The organism is Streptomyces sp. NPDC107538, assembly GCF_055657445.1.
Genome location: NZ_JBVKAY010000004.1, coordinates 428,360 through 450,199, shown reverse-complemented (window position 1 = coordinate 450,199; position 21,840 = coordinate 428,360). Strand labels below are relative to the sequence as shown.

18 protein-coding genes are annotated in these 21,840 nt (G+C 71.2%); 11 read left to right on the top strand and 7 right to left on the bottom strand.

Going from position 1 to position 21,840, the window contains the following annotated elements; translation table 11 throughout:
* Positions 1 to 2: 2 nt before the first annotated feature.
* A complete protein-coding gene (locus ACZ7MG_RS16475) occupies positions 3 to 596 on the top strand; it encodes a TetR/AcrR family transcriptional regulator (protein WP_471380057.1) in 594 nt (197 codons plus the stop codon).
* 30 nt (positions 597 to 626) lie between these two features.
* On the opposite strand, the gene ACZ7MG_RS16470 is transcribed toward ACZ7MG_RS16475, so the two are convergent.
* On the bottom strand, positions 627 to 1,037 hold the full coding sequence (locus ACZ7MG_RS16470; protein ID WP_471380059.1) for a DUF4259 domain-containing protein: 411 nt from the start codon (positions 1,035 to 1,037) through the stop codon (positions 627 to 629).
* 41 nt (positions 1,038 to 1,078) lie between these two features.
* Positions 1,079 to 1,543 (bottom strand): VOC family protein, encoded by a 465-nt coding sequence (locus tag ACZ7MG_RS16465; protein ID WP_471380061.1) that lies wholly within the window; start codon positions 1,541 to 1,543, stop codon positions 1,079 to 1,081.
* A gap of 21 nt (positions 1,544 to 1,564) precedes the next feature.
* Between ACZ7MG_RS16465 and ACZ7MG_RS16460 the strand changes: the two genes are divergently transcribed.
* Together ACZ7MG_RS16460 and ACZ7MG_RS16455 are read left to right on the top strand one after the other, a co-directional pair.
* Positions 1,565 to 2,233, top strand: coding sequence for a CGNR zinc finger domain-containing protein (locus ACZ7MG_RS16460; RefSeq protein WP_471380062.1), 669 nt, complete (start codon positions 1,565 to 1,567; stop codon positions 2,231 to 2,233).
* A gap of 22 nt (positions 2,234 to 2,255) precedes the next feature.
* Positions 2,256 to 2,660: an SRPBCC domain-containing protein gene (locus ACZ7MG_RS16455; RefSeq protein ID WP_471380063.1), complete on the top strand. Its 405-nt coding sequence runs from the start codon at positions 2,256 to 2,258 to the stop codon at positions 2,658 to 2,660.
* Positions 2,661 to 2,687: 27 nt separating this feature from the next.
* Here ACZ7MG_RS16455 and ACZ7MG_RS16450 read toward each other — a convergent pair whose 3' ends face one another.
* Together ACZ7MG_RS16450 and ACZ7MG_RS16445 are read right to left on the bottom strand one after the other, a co-directional pair.
* Positions 2,688 to 2,894: a hypothetical protein gene (locus ACZ7MG_RS16450; protein ID WP_471380064.1), complete on the bottom strand. Its 207-nt coding sequence runs from the start codon at positions 2,892 to 2,894 to the stop codon at positions 2,688 to 2,690.
* Positions 2,895 to 3,030: 136 nt separating this feature from the next.
* A complete protein-coding gene (locus tag ACZ7MG_RS16445) occupies positions 3,031 to 4,494 on the bottom strand; it encodes an MFS transporter (protein ID WP_471380065.1) in 1,464 nt (487 codons plus the stop codon).
* A gap of 101 nt (positions 4,495 to 4,595) precedes the next feature.
* Between ACZ7MG_RS16445 and ACZ7MG_RS16440 the strand changes: the two genes are divergently transcribed.
* Complete coding sequence (locus ACZ7MG_RS16440) at positions 4,596 to 5,456, top strand: MmyB family transcriptional regulator (RefSeq protein ID WP_471380067.1); 861 nt, start codon at positions 4,596 to 4,598, stop codon at positions 5,454 to 5,456.
* Between the two features lie 106 nt (positions 5,457 to 5,562).
* On the top strand, positions 5,563 to 5,775 hold the full coding sequence (locus ACZ7MG_RS16435; protein ID WP_471380550.1) for a DUF4287 domain-containing protein: 213 nt from the start codon (positions 5,563 to 5,565) through the stop codon (positions 5,773 to 5,775).
* Between the two features lie 16 nt (positions 5,776 to 5,791).
* Here ACZ7MG_RS16435 and ACZ7MG_RS16430 read toward each other — a convergent pair whose 3' ends face one another.
* Complete coding sequence (locus ACZ7MG_RS16430; protein ID WP_471380069.1) at positions 5,792 to 7,237, bottom strand: MFS transporter; 1,446 nt, start codon at positions 7,235 to 7,237, stop codon at positions 5,792 to 5,794.
* A gap of 127 nt (positions 7,238 to 7,364) precedes the next feature.
* Here ACZ7MG_RS16430 and dusB point away from each other — a divergent pair, with 127 nt between their 5' ends.
* Together dusB and ACZ7MG_RS16420 are read left to right on the top strand one after the other, a co-directional pair.
* Complete coding sequence (gene dusB, locus ACZ7MG_RS16425) at positions 7,365 to 8,516, top strand: tRNA dihydrouridine synthase DusB (RefSeq protein ID WP_471380071.1); 1,152 nt, start codon at positions 7,365 to 7,367, stop codon at positions 8,514 to 8,516.
* Positions 8,517 to 8,668: 152 nt separating this feature from the next.
* Positions 8,669 to 9,736, top strand: coding sequence for a polysaccharide pyruvyl transferase family protein (locus tag ACZ7MG_RS16420; RefSeq protein WP_471380073.1), 1,068 nt, complete (start codon positions 8,669 to 8,671; stop codon positions 9,734 to 9,736).
* 83 nt (positions 9,737 to 9,819) lie between these two features.
* On the opposite strand, the gene ACZ7MG_RS16415 is transcribed toward ACZ7MG_RS16420, so the two are convergent.
* The gene (locus ACZ7MG_RS16415; RefSeq protein ID WP_471380074.1) at positions 9,820 to 11,760 is read right to left on the bottom strand and encodes an amylo-alpha-1,6-glucosidase; all 1,941 of its coding nucleotides are present in this window, start codon (positions 11,758 to 11,760) and stop codon (positions 9,820 to 9,822) included.
* Complete coding sequence (locus ACZ7MG_RS16410) at positions 11,757 to 13,292, bottom strand: MGH1-like glycoside hydrolase domain-containing protein (protein WP_471380076.1); 1,536 nt, start codon at positions 13,290 to 13,292, stop codon at positions 11,757 to 11,759. Before ACZ7MG_RS16410 ends, ACZ7MG_RS16415 begins: the two co-directional genes overlap by 4 nt.
* 222 nt (positions 13,293 to 13,514) lie before the next feature.
* Between ACZ7MG_RS16410 and ACZ7MG_RS16405 the strand changes: the two genes are divergently transcribed.
* From ACZ7MG_RS16405 to ACZ7MG_RS16390, 4 genes are all read left to right on the top strand, one after another.
* Complete coding sequence (locus ACZ7MG_RS16405; protein WP_471380552.1) at positions 13,515 to 14,714, top strand: ROK family protein; 1,200 nt, start codon at positions 13,515 to 13,517, stop codon at positions 14,712 to 14,714.
* Positions 14,715 to 15,174: 460 nt separating this feature from the next.
* A complete protein-coding gene (gene ppdK, locus ACZ7MG_RS16400; RefSeq protein ID WP_471380077.1) occupies positions 15,175 to 17,922 on the top strand; it encodes a pyruvate, phosphate dikinase in 2,748 nt (915 codons plus the stop codon).
* Between the two features lie 760 nt (positions 17,923 to 18,682).
* On the top strand, positions 18,683 to 19,369 hold the full coding sequence (locus ACZ7MG_RS16395) for an ABC transporter ATP-binding protein (protein WP_471380554.1): 687 nt from the start codon (positions 18,683 to 18,685) through the stop codon (positions 19,367 to 19,369).
* Entirely contained in the window at positions 19,366 to 21,666 is a 2,301-nt protein-coding gene (locus tag ACZ7MG_RS16390) for an FtsX-like permease family protein (protein ID WP_471380078.1), read from the top strand. Before ACZ7MG_RS16395 ends, ACZ7MG_RS16390 begins: the two co-directional genes overlap by 4 nt.
* The last annotated feature ends 174 nt before the right edge of the window (positions 21,667 to 21,840 follow it).

Genomic DNA, 21,840 nt, shown 5'->3' with positions numbered 1-21,840 from the left:
CCATGTCACCTTCACCGACCTCCGAGACCCTGACCGCCGAGCGCATCCTCGAAGCGACCGAGGAGGTGCTGCGCCGCCACGGGCCCGCCAAGGCCACCGTGGTCGACGTGGCCCGCGCGCTCGGCGTCAGCCACGGCAGCGTCTACCGCCACTTCCGTACGAAGGCGGTGCTGCGGGGGGCGGTGACCAAGCGCTGGCTGGACCGTACGACGGCGACCCTGACCGCGATCGCCGCCGAGGACGGCGACCCCGAGGCCCGGCTGCGCGCCTGGCTCGCGGCCCTCTTCGACGCGAAGCGCCGCAAGGCGGGCGACGACCCGGAACTCTTCGCGACCTACCAGGTCCTGACCGAGGAGAACGGCGAGGTGGTCGGCGCCCACATCGCCGACCTGACGGGCCAGTTGACCCACATCGTCCGCTCCGGTGTCGACACCGGCACCTTCACCCCCACCGACCCGGCAGCCACCGCCCGAGCCGTCTTCCACGCCACGGCCCGCTTCCACGACCCCTCCTACGCCCCCGTCTGGCAACAGCCGGACATCGAGGAACAGTTCGAGGCGGTGGTGGAACTGGTGGTACGGGGCCTGCGGACCTGACGGGGGCACGACTCCGGGGGCCACCGTCCTTCAGCCGTCGGCGTCCAACCCCTCCCGGATCAACCGCACTTCCCTCCGCCACGCGAGGCCGTCACCACCGTCCACCCAGCCTCGCGCGAGTTCGGACCCGTCCCCTGCGACGCGCCGAAGCGCTTCACGAGCCAGCGCCCGCAGGGAGACGGGCAGCGGAGGCAGCGGTCCCTTCGGCCCGTCATCAGGGTCGATCACCACCCCACTGCCGGGAACCTGAGCGGCGACCAGAGCGGCAGCGGCCACGGCTTCCGCCCCGTCTCCACCGTCCACCCGGTCGCCGGAGTCCACCGCACGCCGGAGTGCCCTCCGCAGCACCTCGACGACCTGCTCGGAGGACAGCCCCTCCAACGCGTCGACAAAATCCGCGGCGAGATCACTGTCGAACGGCCCGGTTCCCCACGTTCCCATGGTCGTCGATCATCTCTGGAGCCCGTCTTCCCGGTCGACGCCTACGCCGCGCAGAACTCGTTCCCCTCCGGATCCCGCATCACCCACCAGTGTCCCGCCGGGCCCCGGTCGAACTCCTCGACGCGGGTGGCGCCGAGGGTTTCCAGGCGGGTGGTGAGGGCTTCCAGGCCGTCGGGGCCCGCGTGGATGTCGATATGGAGGCGGTTCTTGACCGTCTTGGGTTCGGGGACGTCCTGGAAGAGGAGCCGGCGCCCCTTGCCGATGCCGGTGAAGGGGTCGTACGGGTCGTCGGGGTGACGGACGGCGGCGTAGCCGCGGAAGACGTGGTGGCCGTTGTGCTCGGCGACGGCGGCCTCCGGGAGGTCGCCCGTGGCGAGGAGATGGGTGATGAGGGTGCTCGGGTCCTCCACCTCGTAGCCCAGCGCCGCGGCCCAGAAGTCGGCCAGGGGCTGGGCGTCCCGGGTGTCGATGACCAGTTTCCAGTTCAGTGCGGTGGTCGTAGCCATGTAACCGGTTATATTGGTTACATGGCTACGGCGTCCAGCGCATCGGCGGCGAAGGGGGTGTCGGGAGTGTCGGCAGCGCACGGCATCCGGCTCCGGTCCTACTCCGGGAACGTCTACCGGTTCGATCCGGGCGCCCTGTGCCTGGAGCTGCTGGTCACCGGCGGCCCCGGCGCCCTCGCCCGCTACGAGGTGCTGCACACCCCGGCCGACCTGGCCGAATGGGCCGAACAGTCCCGGCTCACCCCCACGCCCCCAGCCCTCCACATCACGGCGGACGACGTGGCGTACGCCCGGCGGCTGCGCGACGCGCTGACCCGTACGGCCGTCTCCCGTGTCGTCGGCGCCGCCGGGCTCCCCGAGCTGGGCATAGCCGCGGCGGACACCGCCGACCTCGACGTCGTCAACGAGGCCGCGGCCCGCCCCCCGCTCGCCCCGGCGATCGGCGCGGACGGCAGCCGGGGCTGGGCCGCCGGTACGGCGACCGGCGCGCAGCTCCTCTCCACCGTCGCCCGCGACGCCGTCGACCTCCTCACCGGGCCGTACGCGGAACGCGTCCGGATGTGCGCCGGCGACCGCTGCCACCTCCTCTACGTCGACACCTCACGCCCCGGCCGCCGCCGCTGGTGCTCGATGGAGCACTGCGGCAACCGCCACAAGGTCCGCGCCCACCGCGTACGGCAGAAGTCCTAGAGAAAGGGAAAGGGTGATCCTCATGTCCGCTCGATCCACCGGACTCACCAAAGACGCCGGATGGCAGGTCGGTGTCTCCCGCACACTGCCCCAATCGCCCGCCGCCGTATGGGAGTTCATCAGCGGGCCGCGCGGGCTGGAGCTGTGGCTCGGGGCCGGGGCGCGGCTCACCCCCGAGTACGGGGCCGCGTACGAGACCGACGCGGGCGCCACGGGCGAGGTGCGCGGCTACCGGCCCGGTGACCGTATCCGCGTCACGTACGGCGATACGACCGTCCAGGTCGCCGTCTCGGCGGCCGGCGGCGGCCGGTCGGTGCTCGTCTTCCACCAGGAGCGCATGGCGGGCCCCGAGGAGCGGGAGCGCCAACGGGCGCACTGGCAGGGCGTGATGGACCAGGTCACCGAGGCGCTCGACCAACTGGCCTGAGGGCGCGGGGCCGCGGGCCCACGGCGGTCACGAGTCCGTCGGGTCCACCGTCGCCTGGTGGGCCTCGGCGAGGTGTTCCTCCGCCTTCAGCCATGGCAGGAACTGCGCGCCCTTGCGCCAGCCGCAGGTGTCGCATCTGATCGTGCGCTGCACTCCCGAGCGCTGGACCCGCACGGTGTGTTCCCGCCCGTGCTGGTCCCAGCGTCTCACCTTGCTCGTGTTGATCTGCTGCACGACGTCTCCAGCCGTATGGTCCGTGAGGTCCGTGAGGTCTGCGAAGCCCGTGAGGAGTGTGCGGCAGGACGAACATCAACGGGGAGGTTCGCACAAGGAGTTGTCCCAGGTGTTACCTCAGGCGTCACCTCAGTTGTCATCCCACCACGCGCGGCAGCCTGCGGCTCAGCCCCACCGTCAGTGCCACCCCGGCCAGTTGGACGAGCAGGGTCGTCACCAGGGCGTCCCGCATGCCCATCCCCGGGGCCAGCCCCAGGAAGAGCGAGCCGAGCGTGGCCACGCCCAGCGCCAGCGCCGACTGCTGGGTGGTGATCATGACGCCGCTGCCGACACCGGCCCGCTCGGGCGGCACCTCGGACAGGACGATCCGGAAGACGATGGGCAGTTGGAGGGCCTGACCGCCGCCCGCGACCGCCACACCCGTGAGCAGCAGCGGCCAGTGCGGCTCGGGCCAGGACCGCCAGACGCCGAGCGCGATGAGGGCGAGGCCGACGCCCTGCACCAGTCCGCCGACGGTGACGACGCGGGTGCCGTACCGCGTGACCAGGCGCGGCCCGGCCAGCGAGACGACGAAGAACACCACCGCCATCGGGGACAGCGCGAGCCCCGCCGCCGTCGGCCCGAGCCGCGCGCCCTCCTGCAGCGCCACCGCGACGACGAACATGAACCCGGCGAACCCGATCGAGAACGGCAGGATCATCACCAGCCCGCGCCGCAGCGAGACCAGCCGGAACAGGCTCGGCGGCACCAGCGGCGTACGGCCGAGGCGGTCGGCGCGTCGCTCGACGAGGTAGAACGCGGTCGCGGCGAACGGGAACGCGGCCAGCGCCGCCCAGGTCCACAGGGGCCACCCCGAGGCCCGGCCCTCGGTGAGCGGGAGCAGGAGGGTGAGCAGGGAGACGGCCAGCAGGACCGTGCCGGGGCCGTCCAGCGGTTCCGGGCGGGCGGAGCGGGTCTCGGGCACGGAACGGGTGGTCAGGAGGAGGCCGAGGACGACCACGGGGACGTTGACCAGGAAGATCGAGCGCCAGCCGGTGCCGGCGAGGTCGGCGGAGACCGGGACGCCGCCCAGGATCTGCCCGGCCACCATGGAGAGTCCGGCCGTGGCGCCGTACAGGCTCATCGCGCGGGCCCGGCGGGGGCCGGCCGTCGCCGACTGGATCGTGGCGAGCACCTGCGGCAGCATCGCGGCGGACGCGGCGCCCTGCGCGACCCGGGCCGCGACGAGCGTCCAGGCGTCCGGCGCGAGCCCGCACGCCAGCGAGGTCACACCGAACGCGGCCATGCCCCACAGGAACAGCCGCCGCCGGCCGAACAGATCGCCCAGCCGGCCGCCGAGCACCAGCAGCACGGCGTACGAGACTCCGTATCCGGCGACGACCAGTTCCAGCACGGCCTCGCTCGCGGCGAGATCGCGGCCGATCGTCGGCAGGGCGACGTTGACGATGAAGAAGTCGATGAGCGGGAGCGCCGCGCCGAGCAGGACCGCGAGGAGACCGAGGTCGCCCAGGACGGGCGGGGAAGCGGACGTGGTCGTGATGGAGGCGGAGGCGGAGGTCGGGGAACGGGTGGGCGTCGGAGTTGTCGGGCTTTCGGTCACGGAAGCCAGGTTCGCGCGCCGCTCAGACTGGTACCAGAGTCTCTTCATCCTGGTACTGGCGGTACCTGGCAACAGGATCCGCGAGGGGGCACCCTGGGCGCATGACGACGACCACGGCGTCGGTGATCCGGCGGAACGAACTCGCCGCCTTCCTGCGGCACCGGCGTGAACACATCGCTCCCGAGCAGGTCGGTCTGCCCCGGGGCCGCCGCCGGCGTACGCCGGGACTGCGCCGTGAGGAGGTCGCGCACCTCTCCGCGGTCGGCGTCACCTGGTACACGTGGCTGGAGCAGGCGCGCGACATCCATGTCTCCGGCCAGGTCCTCGACGCCCTGGCCCGTGCCCTGCTCCTGGACACCAGCGAGCGCGCCCATCTCTTCAACCTGGCCGGGGCCGCCGACCCGGCGCCGGGGGCGCGCTGCCATGCGATCAGTGACGCCCAGTACGCGCTGCTGGAGCAGTTGGAGCCGATCCCGGCCTCCATCCAGAACAGCCGGTACGACATCCTGGCCCACAACCGCACGTTCGGGCTGCTCTTCTGCGACCTCTCCGAGGTGCCGCCGGAGGACATGAACTGCATGATCCTCGCCTACACCAACTCCCAATGGCGTTCCTCCATGGTCCAGTTGGAGGAGACCACCCGCTTCCTCGCGGCCAAGCTGCGCGCCGCGATGGCCGACCACCTCACCGACCCCGCCTGGAAGACCCTGCTGAAGCGGCTGCGTACCGAGTCCGCCGAGTTCCGCGCGGCCTGGGAGCGGCACGAGGTCGTCGAGAACTTCAACAAGCGCAAGCGGTACCGCAACGCCCACGTCGGCCTCCTCGACGTGGACCACACCGACCTCTGGCTCGGCCCCCGCCCCGGCCCCCGCATGGTCACGTACGTCCCGGTCGACGAGCAGACCCGCAGCCGCCTGGAGCGACTGCACGCGCTGGCGCTGGAGAGGGAGCAGCAGGTGTGACGCAGTGCACTCTCGTCGGCCGATGACTCCGTTCGCGCCCGTCGGTCGTACCGGCGACGACATCGAAGCAGCGCAACGGACAGACGGGATGGCCCACATGACCGACATGACCGCCAAGGTGAAGGGTCCTGCCAGCTACTTCCCTTCCATCGAGAAGAAGTACGGTCGCCCGATCGCGGAGTGGAAGGACCTCATTCGCTCCTCGCCCCTGACCAAGCACATGGAACTCGTGACCTGGCTCAAGACCGAGCACGGGCTGGGCCATGGCCACGCCAATGCCCTCGTCGCGCACACCCTCGCCGAGCGGTCCGGCAACTGACTCCGGGCAGCGGTGCTCACGACCGCACCCCCGCCGCATCCCGCACTTCCACCGACTCCAGGCGTTCGGCCGCCCGGGCGGCGGTGCCCCGGGCCCACGCCCCCGTGGTGAGCGCGCCCAGGACGAGGACGGCGAAGCCGCAGGCCGTGAGGATCCACCAGGCGGGGCGGGCGGCGGAGACGAAGGCGTCGGCGTAGGAGGAGGCGCCGATGCCCGCCGCCAGGACCGCGCCGATGACCGCGACGCCCAGGGTCTGGCCGATCTGGCGGCTGGTGGAGGCGACCGCGGCGGCCACCCCGGCCTGGGTGCGGGGCATGCCGGAGACGGCCGTGTTGGTGATGGGCGCGTTGACGAAGCCGAAGCCGAGGCCGAAGAGGACGTAGCCGATGACGAGGGTGACGTTCTCGGTCTCGGCCTCGAACGCGGCGAAGAGCACCCCGCTCGCGGTCATCGCGACCCCGGCGATGAGAAGGGGCAGCCGCGGACCCCGGCTGCCGACCAGCCGCCCGGCGACCGGCGCGCAGACGAAGCACAGCACCGCCATGGGGAGCATCCACAGACCGGCGTGCAGGGCGTCGAGGCCGCGGACGTTCTGGAGGTACAGCGTCGACAGGAAGAGGAAACCGCCGAGCGCGGCGAACGCGCTGACCGCGATCACCGTCGCCCCGCTGAACGGCGCCGAACGGAAGAAGCGCAGGTCGATGAGGGGTTCGGCGCGGCGCGGCTCGTAGCGCAGGAGGGCGAGCAGCGCGGCCAGGGAGACCGCGCCGAGGGCGAGGGTCTCGGCGAGCGGCGCTGTCGGCGCCTCGATGATCGCGTACGTGAGGGAGCCGAGCAGCGCGATGACGAGGAGCTGTCCGACGGGGTCGGGGCGGCGGGCCTTCGGCGCGCGGGACTCGGGGACGTACCGCCAGGTCAGCAGCAGCGCGGCCAGACCGACCGGCAGGTTGATCCAGAAGATCGAGCGCCAGCCGACCGACTCGACGAGCAGCCCGCCGATGATCGGTCCCGCGGCCATCGAGATGCCCACCACCGCGCCCCACGCGCCGATCGCCCGCGCCCGCTCGCGCGGGTCCGTGAACGTGTTGGTGATGATCGACATCGCGACCGGGTTCAGCATGGAGCCGCCGACCGCCTGCACCATCCGGAAGGCGACGAGCGATTCGAGGTTCGGGGCGAGGGAGCACAGCAGCGAGCCGATCGCGAAGACGACCAGGCCCGCCATGAAGACCCGCTTGCGGCCGATCCGGTCCGCCGTGGACCCGGCCAGCATCAGCAGCGCCGCGAGGACGAGGGTGTAGGCGTCGATGGTCCACTGGAGCCCGGCGAGGCTCGCGTTCAGATCGCGCTGCATCGCGGGCAGGGCGACGTTCAGGACGGTGTTGTCCAGGCTCACGATCAGGAGGCTGGTGCAGCAGATCGCGAGCACGAGCAGACGGTGGCGGCGGCTGAGCTCGGGCATGCGGCCCATCGTACGCCTACTCAATAGTGCGCCTAACTAATGAATGGCGGTGCGCTCGCCCGGATGCGTGACGGGCTCCCGCCCGCGTGCGTGCCGGGCTCCCGCCCGCGTGCGTGACAATGGGGAGATGTCCACGCCCTCGAACGCGCCCGCCGCGCCGCTCCGGATCGGTCCGCACATCGTCTCCCCGCCCGTCGTCCTGGCCCCCATGGCCGGGATCACGAACGCGCCCTTCCGCACCCTGTGCAGGGAGTTCAGTGGGGGCAAGGGGCTGTTCGTCAGCGAGATGATCACCACGCGGGCGCTGGTCGAGCGCAACGAGAAGACCATGCAGCTGATCCACTTCGACGCGACCGAGAAGCCGCGCTCGATCCAGCTCTACGGCGTGGACCCGGCGACCGTCGGCAAGGCCGTCCGCATGATCGCGGAGGAGGGCCTCGCCGACCACATCGACCTCAACTTCGGCTGCCCGGTCCCCAAGGTGACCCGCAAGGGCGGCGGCTCGGCCCTCCCGTACAAGCGGCACCTGCTCCGGGCCATCCTCCGCGAGGCCGTGAGCGGCGCGGGCGACCTCCCGGTCACCATGAAGATGCGCAAGGGCATCGACGACGATCACATCACCTACCTCGACGCCGGCCGCATCGCCGTCGAGGAGGGGGTGACGGCCATCGCCCTGCACGGCCGCACCGCCGCCCAGCACTACGGCGGCACGGCCGACTGGGACGCCATCGCCCGCCTCAAGGAGCACGTCCCCGAGATCCCGGTCCTCGGCAACGGCGACATCTGGTCCGCCGAGGACGCGCTGCGGATGGTGCGGGAGACCGGCTGCGACGGCGTCGTGGTCGGGCGCGGCTGCCTCGGCCGGCCCTGGCTGTTCGCGGACCTGGTGGCGGCCTTCGAGGGCCGGACGTCGTACGCCCGCCCCGTCCTCCGTGAGGTCGCGGAGATCATGGTCCGGCACGCCACGCTCCTCGGCGAGTGGAGTGGCGACGAGACCAAGGGCGTCGTCGACTTCCGCAAGCATGTGGCCTGGTACCTCAAGGGGTTCGCCGTCGGCTCCGAGATGCGCAAGCGCCTCGCCATCACCTCTTCCCTCGCCGAACTCCGCGCTGGACTGGACGAGTTGGACCTCGACCAGCCCTGGCCCACCGGCGCGGACGGGCCGCGCGGCCGTACCTCCGGCAACAACCGCGTCGTCCTGCCCGACGGCTGGCTCAAGGACCCGTACGACTGCGCGGGCGTGAGCGAGGACGCCGAACTGGACACGTCCGGAGGGTAGTTGGCCGGGGGTGCCGGGGGCGCCGAACTGGACGCGCCCGGGGGAGCAGTTCCTCATGGCTGGTGACCGTTCTGTCGGCTTTCCGGTCGTTGTGAGGCCGGTTTCCGTCATCTCGGACTAGGTGAGGAAATGTCCGGGTATCGCCTCTTGGTGTGCCTCCCGCCTACGTCCCCCACTGCGCCCACCACGTCTCGTACGTCCTCACCGTCCTGGACCGGCTGGTCCCGGCCGGCACCCGGTGCGCGGTCATCGGCGCCCCGCTGAACTCCAACGTCGGCGACAGCGCGATCTGGCTCGGCCAGCGCGCGCTGCTCGGCGCGCTCGGGGCCGATGTCCGCTACGCCTGCGACCTGATGTCGTACGACGCCGGGCAGTTGGCGGCCTGTCTCCCGGACGGCCCGATCATGCTGACGGGCGGCGGCAACCTCGGCGATCTGTGGGAGGACAGCCAACTCCTGCGCGAACAGGTGCTACGGGACTTCCCGGACCGCCGGATCGTCCAGCTGCCCCAGTCCGTGCACTTCACGGACCACACCAACCTCACCCGCGCCCGCCGCGTCTTCGACGCCCACCCCGACCTCACGCTGCTGCTGCGCGACCGGCACAGCCTGCACCGCTGCCGCACCGTCTTCGAGGCCCCCGCCCTCCTCGCCCCCGACCTGGCCTTCGCCGTCCCACCGGACGCGCTCACCGGCGGCACGGCCGCCCATGACGTGGTCTGGCTGGCCAGGGAGGACAAGGAGTCCGCGAAGGGCCCGCCCGCCGGCCGGGGCGCGGCACGCGAGGACCACTCCGGCCCGTACGTCTTCGACTGGACCCGGGAGGGCGCCGACCTCGACTGGCGCCGGGCCAAGGAGGCCCTGTGGCGGAGCCGGGCCCGCGCCCTGTGCCGAGCGGGCTCCGGCGACCCGCCCGGCGCCGTCCCCGCCCTCCTCGCCGCCTACGACGGTCTCGCCCGCCTCCAACTCGCGCGCGGCTGCCGCCTGTTGACCGCCGGCCGGGTCGCCGTCACCGACCGCCTCCACGGCCACGTCCTCGCCCTCCTCCTGGGCCTCCCCCACGTCCTCGTCGCCGACCGCTACGGCAAGGCCCGCAGCCACTGGGACACCTGGACCACCCACCGCCCCCCGACCACGAAGTGGGCCTGGACGGAGGCGGAGGCGAGGCAGCGGGCGGGAAGGCTGTTGGCGGCTCTGCGGGCCGAAAGGCAGGGGGCGTAGCCCCCGCCTTTCAGGGGCGCGGGGAACTGCGCGAGAAGCCCCACCGGACCCGCACCCGCCAACGCACCCGAACCCCCGAGCGACTAGGCGCCCCCCACCGCGGTCAGCAGCGCCAACGGAGCCGCCGCAGACCGCGCCTCCCGCACACACGCATGCGGATACGGCACCGGCTCCGGATGCGTATCCCTCCCGTACCCCGCAAGAACCTCCGGCAGCCGATGCCCCACCGCCGTCGCCGCGTCCACCATCCCGGAGGCCACCGCCCGCGCCTCGTCGTGCAGCCCGTACCGCGCCAGCCCCAACGTGATCAGCGCGTTGTCGTGCGGCCACACCGACCCCCGGTGGTACGACAGCGGGTGGTACGCGGGCTGCCCGGCGGCCAGCGTCCGCACGCCCCACCCGGAGAAGAAGTCGGGCTCCAGCAGCCGCCGCCCCACCACCTTCCCGTACTCCTTGTCCAGCAGCCCCGACCACAGCAGATGCCCCGCGTCCGAGGCGAGCGCGTCGACCTGCCGTCCCTCGCCGTCCAACGCCAGCGCGGGGAAGTCGTGTTCGGCCATCCAGAAGTCCCGCTGGAAGCGGTCCCGGAGGTCACCGGCGGCCTGTTCCAGGAGCGCCGCGTACACCTCGTCCTCCCACACCGTGCGGGCCAGTACGGCGGTGCGGCGCAGCGCGTCGTACGCGTAGCCCTGCGCGCCCGCGGCCATCACCGGCCCGGCGGCGGGCCGGCTGCCGTCGGCGGAGCAGATCGAGCCGGGGGAGTCCTTCCAGTTCTGGTTGGCGAGGCCGCCCTGGTCGGCGCGGTAGACGAGGTAGCCGCGCGAGGTGAGGCCGCCGTGGTCGAGCATCCAGCCGACCGCCGCCCGTGCGTGGGGTTCCAGACGGCGGGCCAGGGTCACGTCCCCGGTCTGCTCGACGTACGCGCCGAGGAGGACGAGGAAGAGCGGGGTCGCGTCCACCGAGCCGTAGTAACGGCCGTACGGCACCTGCCCGAAGTGCGCGAGTTCGCCGTGCCGCATCTCGTGCACGATCTTGCCGGGCTGGGCCACCGAGCCGACGCCGACCTCGGTGGCCTGGGCGGCGGCGAGCGCGAGCAGGGTGGCGGCGGCCGGCTCGGGCCGGTAGGGGAGGGTGAACAGGGAGGTCAGCAGGGCGTCACGGCCGAGGAGGGTGAGGAACCAGGGCGCCCCGGCCGCCGGCACCCGCAGGGTCTCGCCGTCCGGTCCGGTCGCCGCGACCTGGAGCGCGGCGAGATCGGCGAGGCCCCGCGCACAGGCGGCCGCCAGCTCGGGCCAGCCGGTGGGGAAGGCCACGCCTTCCATGAACTCGCCCTCCAGGGCGAGGAGTTGATCGTTCACGGCAGCCGGGGAGCGCGGTACCCGGATGGCCCGCCGGTCGCCGTGCGGCCGTGCCATCACCCGCAGGGTCAGCTCCGCCGAACCGTGCGGCGCGACATCGAGGGCCCAGACCAGGCGCCGCGCCCCCGTCCCGGTCTCCTCCACACTGTCCGGCGCGGGCTCGGCCGTCACCGTCGTACAGGACCGCCACTCACCGCGCCGGTAGCTGAACTCCACACCGTCGGCGAGGACTTCGCGTTTCCGCACGACACCGCTCTTGGCGTACGTACGGAAGTCGGAGCGCAGCTCGAACTGGTCGGTGAAGTCGGCGTCCGCGGTGATCGCGATCCGGACCGTGCTCGCCACCGGGCGGTTGCTGGTGACCCGCAGCGTCTCCACGAACGCGCTGTCGGAGACGGCCTGTTCACGGAAGAGCGTGTACGCGGCCGGTTCCCCGCGCCCGCCCCGGGGCACGAGCACACAGCGCGCGGTGTCGCCGCCGGTGACCGGGGTGAGCGTCTCGGGAACCGCGCCGTCGACGGTCAGCTGCCACCGGCTCAGATGCCGGGCGTCCCGGACGAACAGCCCGTCCGGTGAACTGCCGCCCCGTACCCCGCTGATGTCGCCGCCGTCGCCCACGGCGGCGAACGTCCCGCCGCGCACGAGCAGGTGATGCCGGTCCGTCATCCTCGGTCCCCTCCCTGGTCACGCATGCCGAACACGACGTCGTCGTCGTGGTGTCGTCCTTCGTGCCGCTCATGTCCGTCGTCGTGCAGCAGATCGAGGGCGAGCGCGGCGGTCCAGCCGAAGCCGAGCGCTCCGCACGCCTCACCGGTGTACGGGTCCACGTACTCGGCGAACCCCGACGACCCCGCCGTCTCCAGCAGCGCCGCCCGCAGCGCGTCGGCCCGCTCCCGCTCCCCGTGCACCCTGAGCCCGCGCTCCAGCAGCCAGTTGGTGTTGAACCACGCGGGGCCGCGCCAGTAGCGGTGCGGGTCGAAGGCCTCGCCGGTGAGGTCGTACGAGGGCACGAGCCGGGTGGTGTCGCCGAGCCCGAAGCGCGGGCCGTGCAGGGTCCGTACGAGCGCGGCCGTGATGTCGCGGGGCAGGTCCGGGAGCAGGAGGGGGACGAGGCCGGAGACACCGCGCTCGGGGACGAGGGTGTCCGTGACGACGTCCCGGCAGAAGAACATGCCCTCGGCCGGGTCCCACAGCCGCTCCACCAGGGCCGCCGTCAGCCGTTCCGCGCGGGCGTGGCGGGCCGTGCCCGGGGCGCCCAGCTCCTTCGCGATCCGGGCGAGGGCGTGCTCGGAGGCGATGAGCAGGGCGTTGAACGCCGGGTCCTCGACGGCGAACCCGCCCTCACCGGCCCGGCCTCTCCCACCCGGCCCACCTTGCCCACGCGGCCCACCCGCCCGGTCCCGGTACCCGGCGTCTGCGTACCCACCGTCCGCGTACCCGGCGTCGCGGTAGTCCGTCGCCAGCCGTACGTACCGTCCGTAGTCCAGATCCGTCGGCCGGTCCTCGGCCGCGCCGTGGTCGAGGTCGGCGCGGCGGAAGGAGCGGGCCGGGGCCGGGGTGATCCGGGCGAGGGGCGCGTCCCAGGCGGGGCTGTTGTCCATGCCCTGCTCCCAGGGGTGGACGACCGAGGCCAGCCCGCCGCCGCCCAGGTCGCGGCGGTGCAGCAGATAGCGGTGCCAGGCGGCCAGGCCCGGATAGACGCGGGCCAGGAAGCCGCGCGCCCGGGACAGTTCGGGGTCGGCCAGGTGCACCAGCCACGCCGCCAGCGCGTGCACCGGCGGCTGCACGATGCCCGAGGTCTGGGTGGTGCGCGGGGCGCCCGCGGCGCGTCCGGCGGTGGAGGAGCGCCAGAAGTCGGGGCTCGGGAAGTACGCGTCGAGCGGCACGGACGGGTTGAAGACGATGTGCGGGATCCGTCCGTCGCCCCACTGCGCCGCGAGCAGCGTCTCCAGCTCGGTCTGCGCCCGCGGCGGCGACAGATGCCGCAGCCCGATCGCGATGAACGCCGAGTCCCACGACCACTGGTGCGGATACAGCTTGCGCGACGGCACCGTGGACCGGCCCGTCCAGTTGTCGGCCAGCACCTGGGCCGCCGCGCGGCGCAGCGGAGGCGACAGCGCGGCCGGATCGTATACATCGCGTCCGGCGTGCCCACCCGTGCCGGACGGACGGGCGGTGAGCTGGGTTGTGCGGTCCACGCAGGGCTCCCCGAGGACAAGGTGCCGACCGGTTCGGCGGTAGCTACCGTAGGGTTACGTCTACTTAACACGCAAAACTCAATATGTAATGCAGAGTTGGTGAACGCAAGAGGGTGAGCGGGAACGGGATGAGCCGGGGCCGCGACAATGGCGGCACGACGAGGCACGACGAGAACGACGACCTGGGGCCGCCCGGGGCGACATGAGCGAAGGGCCGTGAAGGTGGGCAGTCACGCCGGTGCCGGAGATCTGCTGGAGCTGGTCCGCAGCGGCCGGGCCACCACCCGTGGCGCGCTCCAGCAGGCCACGGGCCTGTCCCGGGCCACGGTCGGCCAGCGCCTGGACCGGCTGTTCCGCGCGGGCTGGCTCCGCGAGGGCGCCGGCGGCCCCGTCGGCTCACCGCTGGGCGGACGCCCCTCCATCACCCTGGAGTTCGACGACGAGCACGCGGTCGTCCTCACCGCCGACTTCGACACCCGCCATGCCCGCGCCGCCGTCCTCTCGCTCACCGGCGAGATCCAGGCCGAGCACACCGGTGTCCTGGTGATCGAGGAGGGCCCCGACGCCGTCCTGGACGAACTCGGGCGCTGGTTCGCCGAGTTGCTGGAGAAGGCGGGCCGTCCGGCCGACGCGGTCTGCGGCATCGGCCTCGCGGTGCCCGGCCCGGTGGACACCGAGACCGGCCGGGTCGTCCAGCCGCCGATCATGCCCGGTTGGGACGGCTACGACATAAGGGGCCGCCTGGCCCGCGCCTTCACCGACCACGCGGGCGGCCCGGCCGCCGTCCCGGTCCTCGTCGACAACGACGCCAACCTCATGGCGTACGGCGAACAGCGCACCGGATACCCCGGCTGCTCGGCGTTCGCGCTGGTCAAGGTGTCCACCGGGATCGGCGCGGGGGTGGTGGTCGGCGGCGCGATATACCGGGGCGTGGACGGCGGCGCCGGCGACATCGGCCACATCCGGGTCCCGCAGGGTGCGGACGCGCTGTGCAAGTGCGGCTCGTACGGCTGTCTGGCGGCGGTCGCGAGCGGGGGCGCCGTGGCCCGGCGGCTCGCGGAGGCCGGGGTTCCGGCGGCCTCGGGATCGGATGTACGGGATCTGCTGACCGCCGGGCATCCCGGCGCGACGGCGCTCGCGCGGGAGGCGGGCCGGACCGTCGGGGACGTCCTGGCGACGGTCGTGACCCTGCTGAACCCGGGCGTCCTGATGATCGCCGGAGATTTGGCCGGAACCCCCTTCCTCACCGGCGTACGCGAACTGCTCTACCAGCGCGCCCTGCCCCGCTCCACCGCTCATCTGGACGTGGTGACCTCGAAGCTGGGGGAGCGGGCGGCGCTGGTGGGGGCGGGTGCGCTGGTCGTCGAGCATCTGTACGCGCCGGAGCGGGCCGAGGCGCGGTTGGCGGCGCTGGGGGTGTGAGCCGGGCGTGCGCCTCCTCCGCAGGCCCGGCCGTGTGGTGTGACAGGGGTGTTTCCGTCCCGAGGCCGTCCCGTGGAGCGGTCCGCATGGTGAAATCCGGACCCCTCGAACTGCGTGATTCTCGCCACCCCTGATAGGGGTTGCGCTCAGATGAGCGAATCGGGGGCGGCTCTGCGACTTCAAGGGGTGGCACTGGGTGCCACCCTTTGATCGTTCATCGAGCGAACTCAGGCGTGCCGATAGCCGCTCAAGTGAGCGAAATGGCGGCCGGATGAGGCAGGTCGCCTTCAAGAAGTGAACACATGGGGGCGCGGTTCCTTGCCAAGCCTTGACTTTCGATCTCCTGGCGGACGGGTGGTTACAGGCGCATGACGCGCAAGTGGACGTACCCAGGTGCCTTCGATCTGGGTATGTTCCTCGCCGTCAGGGCAGCCACCGCGTCCTCAAGGAGTTGGGACCTGTGTCGGAAAACAAAGATCCCCACGTAGGCCACGTAGCTCAGAGCGTTGAGGGCGTGAAGTTTGTTTATGACTTCACCGAAGGCAACAAGGACCTCAAGGACCTGCTCGGCGGCAAGGGCGCGAACCTCGCCGAGATGACCAACCTCGGTCTTCCCGTGCCACCCGGCTTCACCATCACCACCGAGGCCTGCAAGGTCTACCTCGACAGCGGCGACGAGCCGGCGGCACTCCGTGACGAGGTCACCGCCCACCTGGCCGCCCTCGAAGAGCGCATGGGCAAGAAGCTCGGCCAGGCCGACGACCCGCTCCTCGTCTCGGTCCGCTCCGGCGCGAAGTTCTCGATGCCGGGCATGATGGACACGGTCCTGAACATCGGACTGTCGGACAAGTCGGTCCAGGGCCTGGCCAAGCAGGCCGGCGACGACCGCTTCGCCTGGGACTCCTACCGCCGCCTCATCCAGATGTTCGGCAAGACGGTCCTCGGCGTCGACGGCGACCTCTTCGAGGAGGCGCTGGAGGCGGCGAAGACGGCCAAGAAGGTCGTCGTCGACACCGAGCTGGAGGCGGCCGACCTCAAGAAGCTCGTCACCAAGTTCAAGAAGATCGTCAAGACCGAGGCCGGCCGGGACTTCCCGCAGGACCCGCGCGAGCAGATGGACCTCGCCATCCACGCCGTCTTCGACTCCTGGAACACGGACCGGGCGAAGCTGTACCGCCGCCAGGAGCGCATCCCGGGCGACCTGGGCACGGCCGTCAACGTCTGTTCGATGGTCTTCGGCAACCTCGGCCCCGACTCCGGCACGGGCGTCGCCTTCACCCGCGACCCCGCCTCCGGCCACCAGGGCGTCTACGGCGACTACCTGCAGAACGCCCAGGGCGAGGACGTCGTCGCGGGCATCCGCAACACCGTCCCCCTGGCCGAGCTGGAGTCGATCGACAAGAAGTCGTACGACCAGCTGATGCAGATCATGGAGACCCTGGAGAACCACTACAAGGATCTCTGCGACATCGAGTTCACCATCGAGCGCGGCCAGCTGTGGATGCTCCAGACGCGCGTGGGCAAGCGCACGGCGGGCGCGGCCTTCCGCATCGCCACGCAACTCGTCGACCAGGGCCTGATCGACGAGGCGGAGGCCCTCCAGCGGGTCACCGGCGCCCAACTCGCCCAGCTGATGTTCCCCCGCTTCGACGAGGACGCGAAGGTCGCGCAGGTCGGACGCGGTATCGCCGCCTCCCCGGGCGCGGCGGTCGGCAAGGCGGTCTTCGACTCGTACACGGCCGTGAAGTGGTCGCGTTCGGGCGAGAAGGTCATCCTGGTCCGCCGCGAGACCAACCCGGACGACCTCGACGGCATGATCGCGGCCGAGGGCATCCTGACCTCGCGCGGCGGCAAGACCTCCCACGCGGCCGTGGTCGCGCGCGGCATGGGCAAGACCTGTGTGTGCGGCGCGGAGGAGCTGGAGGTCGACACCAAGCGCCGCCGGATGACGGTCCCGGGCGGCCATGTGGTGGAGGAGGGCGACCTCATCTCCATCGACGGCTCGTCCGGCAAGGTCTACCTGGGCGAGGTCCCGGTCGTACCGTCCCCCGTGGTGGAGTACTTCGAGGGCCGGATGCACGCGGGCGCCCAGGACGCCGACGAACTGGTCGAGGCCGTCCACCGCATCATGGCCTTCGCAGACCGCAAGCGCCGGCTGCGCGTGCGCGCCAACGCCGACAACGCCGAGGACGCGCTGCGCGCCCGCCGCTTCGGCGCCCAGGGCATCGGCCTGTGCCGTACGGAACACATGTTCCTCGGCGACCGCCGTGAACTGGTCGAACGCCTGATCCTGGCCGACACGGAGCTGGAGCGCGAGGAGTCCCTGAAGGCCCTGCTGCCGCTGCAGAAGCAGGACTTCGTGGAGTTGTTCTCCGCGATGGACGGCCTCCCGGTGACGGTCCGTCTCCTCGACCCGCCCCTGCACGAGTTCCTCCCCGACATCACGGAACTGTCGGTCCGCGTGGCCCTGGCGGAGTCCCGCCAGGAGCCGCACGAGAACGAACTCCGTCTTCTCCAGGCCGTCCACCGCCTGCACGAGGCGAACCCGATGCTGGGCCTGCGCGGCGTACGCCTCGGCCTGGTCATCCCCGGCCTGTTCACCATGCAGGTCCGGGCGATCGCGGAGGCGGCGGCCGAGCGCAAGAACGCGAAGGGCGACCCGCGCGCCGAGATCATGATCCCGCTCGTCGGCACGGTCCAGGAGCTGGAGATCGTCCGCGAGGAGGCGGACGCGGTGATCGCGGAGGTGGAGGCGGCGACGGGGACGAACCTGAAGCTCTCCATCGGCACGATGATCGAGCTCCCGCGGGCGGCTCTGACGGCGGGCCAGATCGCGGAGGCGGCGGAGTTCTTCAGCTTCGGCACGAACGACCTCACGCAGACGGTGTGGGGCTTCAGCCGGGACGACGTGGAGGCCTCGTTCTTCACGGCGTACCTGGAGAAGGGCATCTTCGGGGTGTCGCCGTTCGAGACGATCGACAAGGACGGCGTCGGCTCCCTGGTGAAGCTGGCCGCGGAGGCCGGCCGTGCCACCCGGCCCGACCTCAAGCTCGGTGTCTGCGGTGAGCACGGCGGTGACCCCGAGTCCGTCCACTTCTTCCACGAGGTCGGACTCGACTACGTCTCCTGCTCCCCGTTCCGGATCCCGGTGGCCCGCCTCGAAGCGGGGCGTGCGGCCTCGCAGTCGGCGGGCAGCGACCACCGCTGAGCCCTCCGTCCCACCCTGGCCCCGGAACCGCCGCTTGTCCCCGACCGACCCTCACCGATGGGCGGCGGTTCCGGCTCACGAAGAGAAGGCGGCATCCCGTGCGGGGGGTGCCGTCTTCTTGGTTTGTGGGGGTGTGTGCGCTTCGGTGCCTCTGTGCTTCAAGATCACCTGATTCGGTGGTGATGGGGTTGGGCGATCGTTTCTCTATGTGCGCATACCGCTACAGTCCGTAATTCGAGGCGGTTGCTGAGGCTGCCGGTCGATACGGAGGTGCGTATGAAGCGGGCGATGGTCGGTGTAGTGGCTGCCGGGTTGGTTCTTACGGGAGCGGGGGTCGCACTCGCTGCACAACAGGGGAACATCCCGACGATCACGACACGGGGTGCCGAATTCCTACAGGGGCACTACAAGTTCAATCCCCCGGGGACCAAGCATGGGTCCTTCGAGTGGTCCGGGTTTCTGAGGGACGCCAACGCCGGTGACGGTCACAACGTCTACTTGCAGGTCAGGGTCGAGGGGCATGGCTGGGCCCGGTACTACGGGAAGCAGCGGAGCACGGTGCGTGTGCACCACGCGGACTGGAGCGGGGCGCAGCAATACACGGACAACGCGGAACTCAGGCTGTGCCGTGACCGAGGTTCCCTGCGACCGGACAACTGTTCACCCATCAAGAGTTTCTCGTACAAGCTCCACTGAGCCCACCCGGCATTCACAGCCCAGGCGTCCTCGCCTGGGCTCGTGCTCTTCTTAGGGGAATGAGATCAAGACATCAGAAGTCCTGTTCGCCAAGGGAGTCGACCTTCTCTACGGTGAGACCCCCGCAGTCAGGAACGCCGACATCACCCTGAGCCGGGGGGAGGTCGCGGCGATCACCGGGCAGAGCGGTTCGGGAAAGTCCTCACTGCTGTACTGCCTGGCCGGGGTGTTGCCGGTGGCCAGCGGTGAAGTCCGGTTCGAGGGACGTCGCCTCGGTGACCTCGACGACGAGGAACTCAGCGAGTTGCGCCGGGAACGCTTCGGGTTCATCTTCCAATACGGCGAATTGCTGCCGGAGTTGACGGTCGAGGAGAACACCGCGCTTCCTCTGCGGCTCGCCGGACAACGCAAGAAAGAGGCGCATGCCGCTGCCGGAGAGGTGCTTGGCCGCCTCGGGCTGGCGGATCTGCGCGAGCGACGGCCCTCACAGGTCTCAGGGGGCCAGAGTCAGCGGATCGCGGTGGCTCGTGCGCTGGTGCACCGTCCCGCCGTGGTCTTCGCCGACGAGCCGACGGGATCGCTCGACAGCGGCAACGCCGCGGCCGTACTCGACGAGTTCCTGACGCTTGCCCGCTCGCAGGGAACGGCGGTGGTGCTGGTGACACACGACTCCGAGGTGGCGGCCCGCGCGGACAGCCGCTACGCGATGCGCGACGGCGTCCTCTCGGCTCAGGTGAGGGAGGTGTCGTGAGGGAACTCGTCCTGGGGCTCCGGCTGCTGATGGGGGCGGGACGGGGCAACCGGGTGCGTTTCCTGCTCATGATCGCGGGAGGCGCGGTTGGGGTGGGCTGTCTGGCCATGGTCCTGACCATTCCCGGAATTCTGGCTGCGCAGGACGGGCGTAAGGCGGCGCGTGAGCCGGGTTGCGTCAAGGATCCGAAACGGTTCGCCTGTCTTGTGTCCGAGGGCGACTCCTACGAACTCATCAGGACGGATCCCTTTGGTTCGGAGCCGCTCACCCGAGTCTTTCTGGCGCGCGGAGACGGACGTGTCGTGCTGCCGCCGGGCCTGAGGGAACTCCCTGCCCCCGGTGAGCTGTTCCTCTCTCCCCGGCTGAGCGGGGTATTGCAGAAGGAGCCTGGCCTGGCTCAACTTCTGCCGGGTGAGGTGCGAGGAACCATTGCCCCCCAAGGACTGGCTCACCCTGCCGAGTTGTACGCCTATGTCGGCGTTGGTCGAGAAGAGCTGGAAGGCGGTGGCGATCCTGTGGCGTTCTTCGGCAGAGAGTTCGCCGACTCGCCCACGATGGACCCGTCGACTCTCGACATCGTCCGCTTCACCCTCGCGGGTGTGGTTCTACTGCCCTTGGCCGTGTTTCTCTCTGTCTGCGCCCGGCTCTCTGCAGCTGCTCGCACCCGGCGACTGGCCGCACTGCGGCTATTGGGGCTGAGCCGGAAGGGTACCCAGAGAGTCAACGCTGCCGAGACTGTGGCAGCGGCCTTGCTGGGCGCCGTCCTCGGCTTGGGTATCTACGAGTTCTCCAACCAGCTCGTTTCGCGAGTGGGAGTGCCGGGTTTCAAGTGGTACCCCTCGGACGGGTCGTTGTCCCTGTCCACAGCCGTCATCTGTCTCCTCGGCTGTCCGACCCTCGCATGGTTCGTGGGCCGGGCGAGCGCGAGGAAGGCTGCGGCGAACCCGCTGGCCGTTCGGCGGAGCGCGGTGGAAAGGGCACCTCGAAAGTGGGGGCTGCTCCCATTGGTTCCGGGACTGGGCATCGTGGCCGGCTACTGCGTAGCGGGTGCTACTGGCCACCCACCCAGGGACACCGCGCTCTCCTCGGTCCTCATGCCACTCGCCGTTGTTCTGGTCGGCATCGGGCTTGTGGCGCTGCTGCCAGCTTTCTCACGGAGCGTTGCCCAGAAGGTAGCCCACTCCACCCAATCGGTCTCCCTCGGCCTGGCCATGCGGCGTAACGAGACCGAACCCGGCGGCGCGCTGCGGGTGGCGACCGGGCTGGTGATTCTGGTTTTCGCGGCGTCGCTGGTGCAGGGAGTGTTGATCGAGCTGGATCAGGTCTCCAAGAACACGTCCCCGGTCCAGATGTACCGCATCTCGCTCGCGGGCACCACGGCCGACCGGCAGCGGGCCTGGGAGGAGGTGGAGGGCGTTCGGGGGCATGCGGTCGTCATGCAATCGCGGTCGCGTTCCGATGTCGACGACTGGGTTCCGAGCCTGGAAGCGGTGGTCGCCACGTGCGAGCAGCTGCGCAGGCTGGTGAGGAAGGTCGACGGCTGTGTGGAGGGTCGGCCCATGCGGTTGTGGGACCCGAAGCAGGTCGCGTCGGAGGTCCCGGAGCCAGGGGCACGCTTCCGCTTCGATCTGCGGCACGAGGGGCATCAGCGCGTCATGGACGTCAAGGTGCCACGAGCGGTTCTTCGGTACGGCGATGACGTCGGACTACCGGTTATCGACAGCGGCTCCGTCCTGTTGCCCCCGTCGGCCGTTCCCGCCGGACATCGCCCCGACTCCGCCACCCTCACCCTCCTCAGCAGCTCCGCCCCCGAGACCGTGCGGCAGGTACTCGACGGCATCGGGGGTGTGGACCCCACCACGGAGGTGGACACGCCAGGGGTGGTGGTGACGTCGTTGCAGCAGATCACCGTGGTGAGGAGTCTGCTGGGTATCGGTATGGTCCTGGGCCTGATCATCGGCGTAGCCGCCTACCTCGTCGCCGCCACCGACCGGGCCGTGGAGCGGAAGCCCCAAGTCACCGCGCTGTCCCTGTTGGGGGCCAGGCCGCGGACGCTGCGGGCGGTGCAAGTGGCGCAGGTGGTGGTCCCGTTGGCCGTGGGGCTGGCGCTGGCCGTGGTCGCGGGGAAGCTGGCCGAGTCCAGCTATCTCGTGACCGGGGGCGGCGCCGTCTACTGGGACGGCGCCGGAATCCCCCTGCTGCTGGCCTGCGCACTCGGCGCGGTGGCCGTCGCGGCCGTCGGCGCGCTGCCGCTCGTCGGCCGCCGGATCGACCCGGAGCTGATCCGGCGGGACTGAGCGGCGGAACGGAGCAGGAAAGGGGCGGCGTCCCGCACGGGGCGCCGCCCCTTCGTGCCGGGCCCGGCACGAAGGGGCGGCAAACCCGGTGGCTGCCGCGCCGATTCCGTGGATACCGTCGGCTTTCCCGGCCGGCCGAACCCGCGGTCGCCGTGCAGAGAAGGTGGACCGATC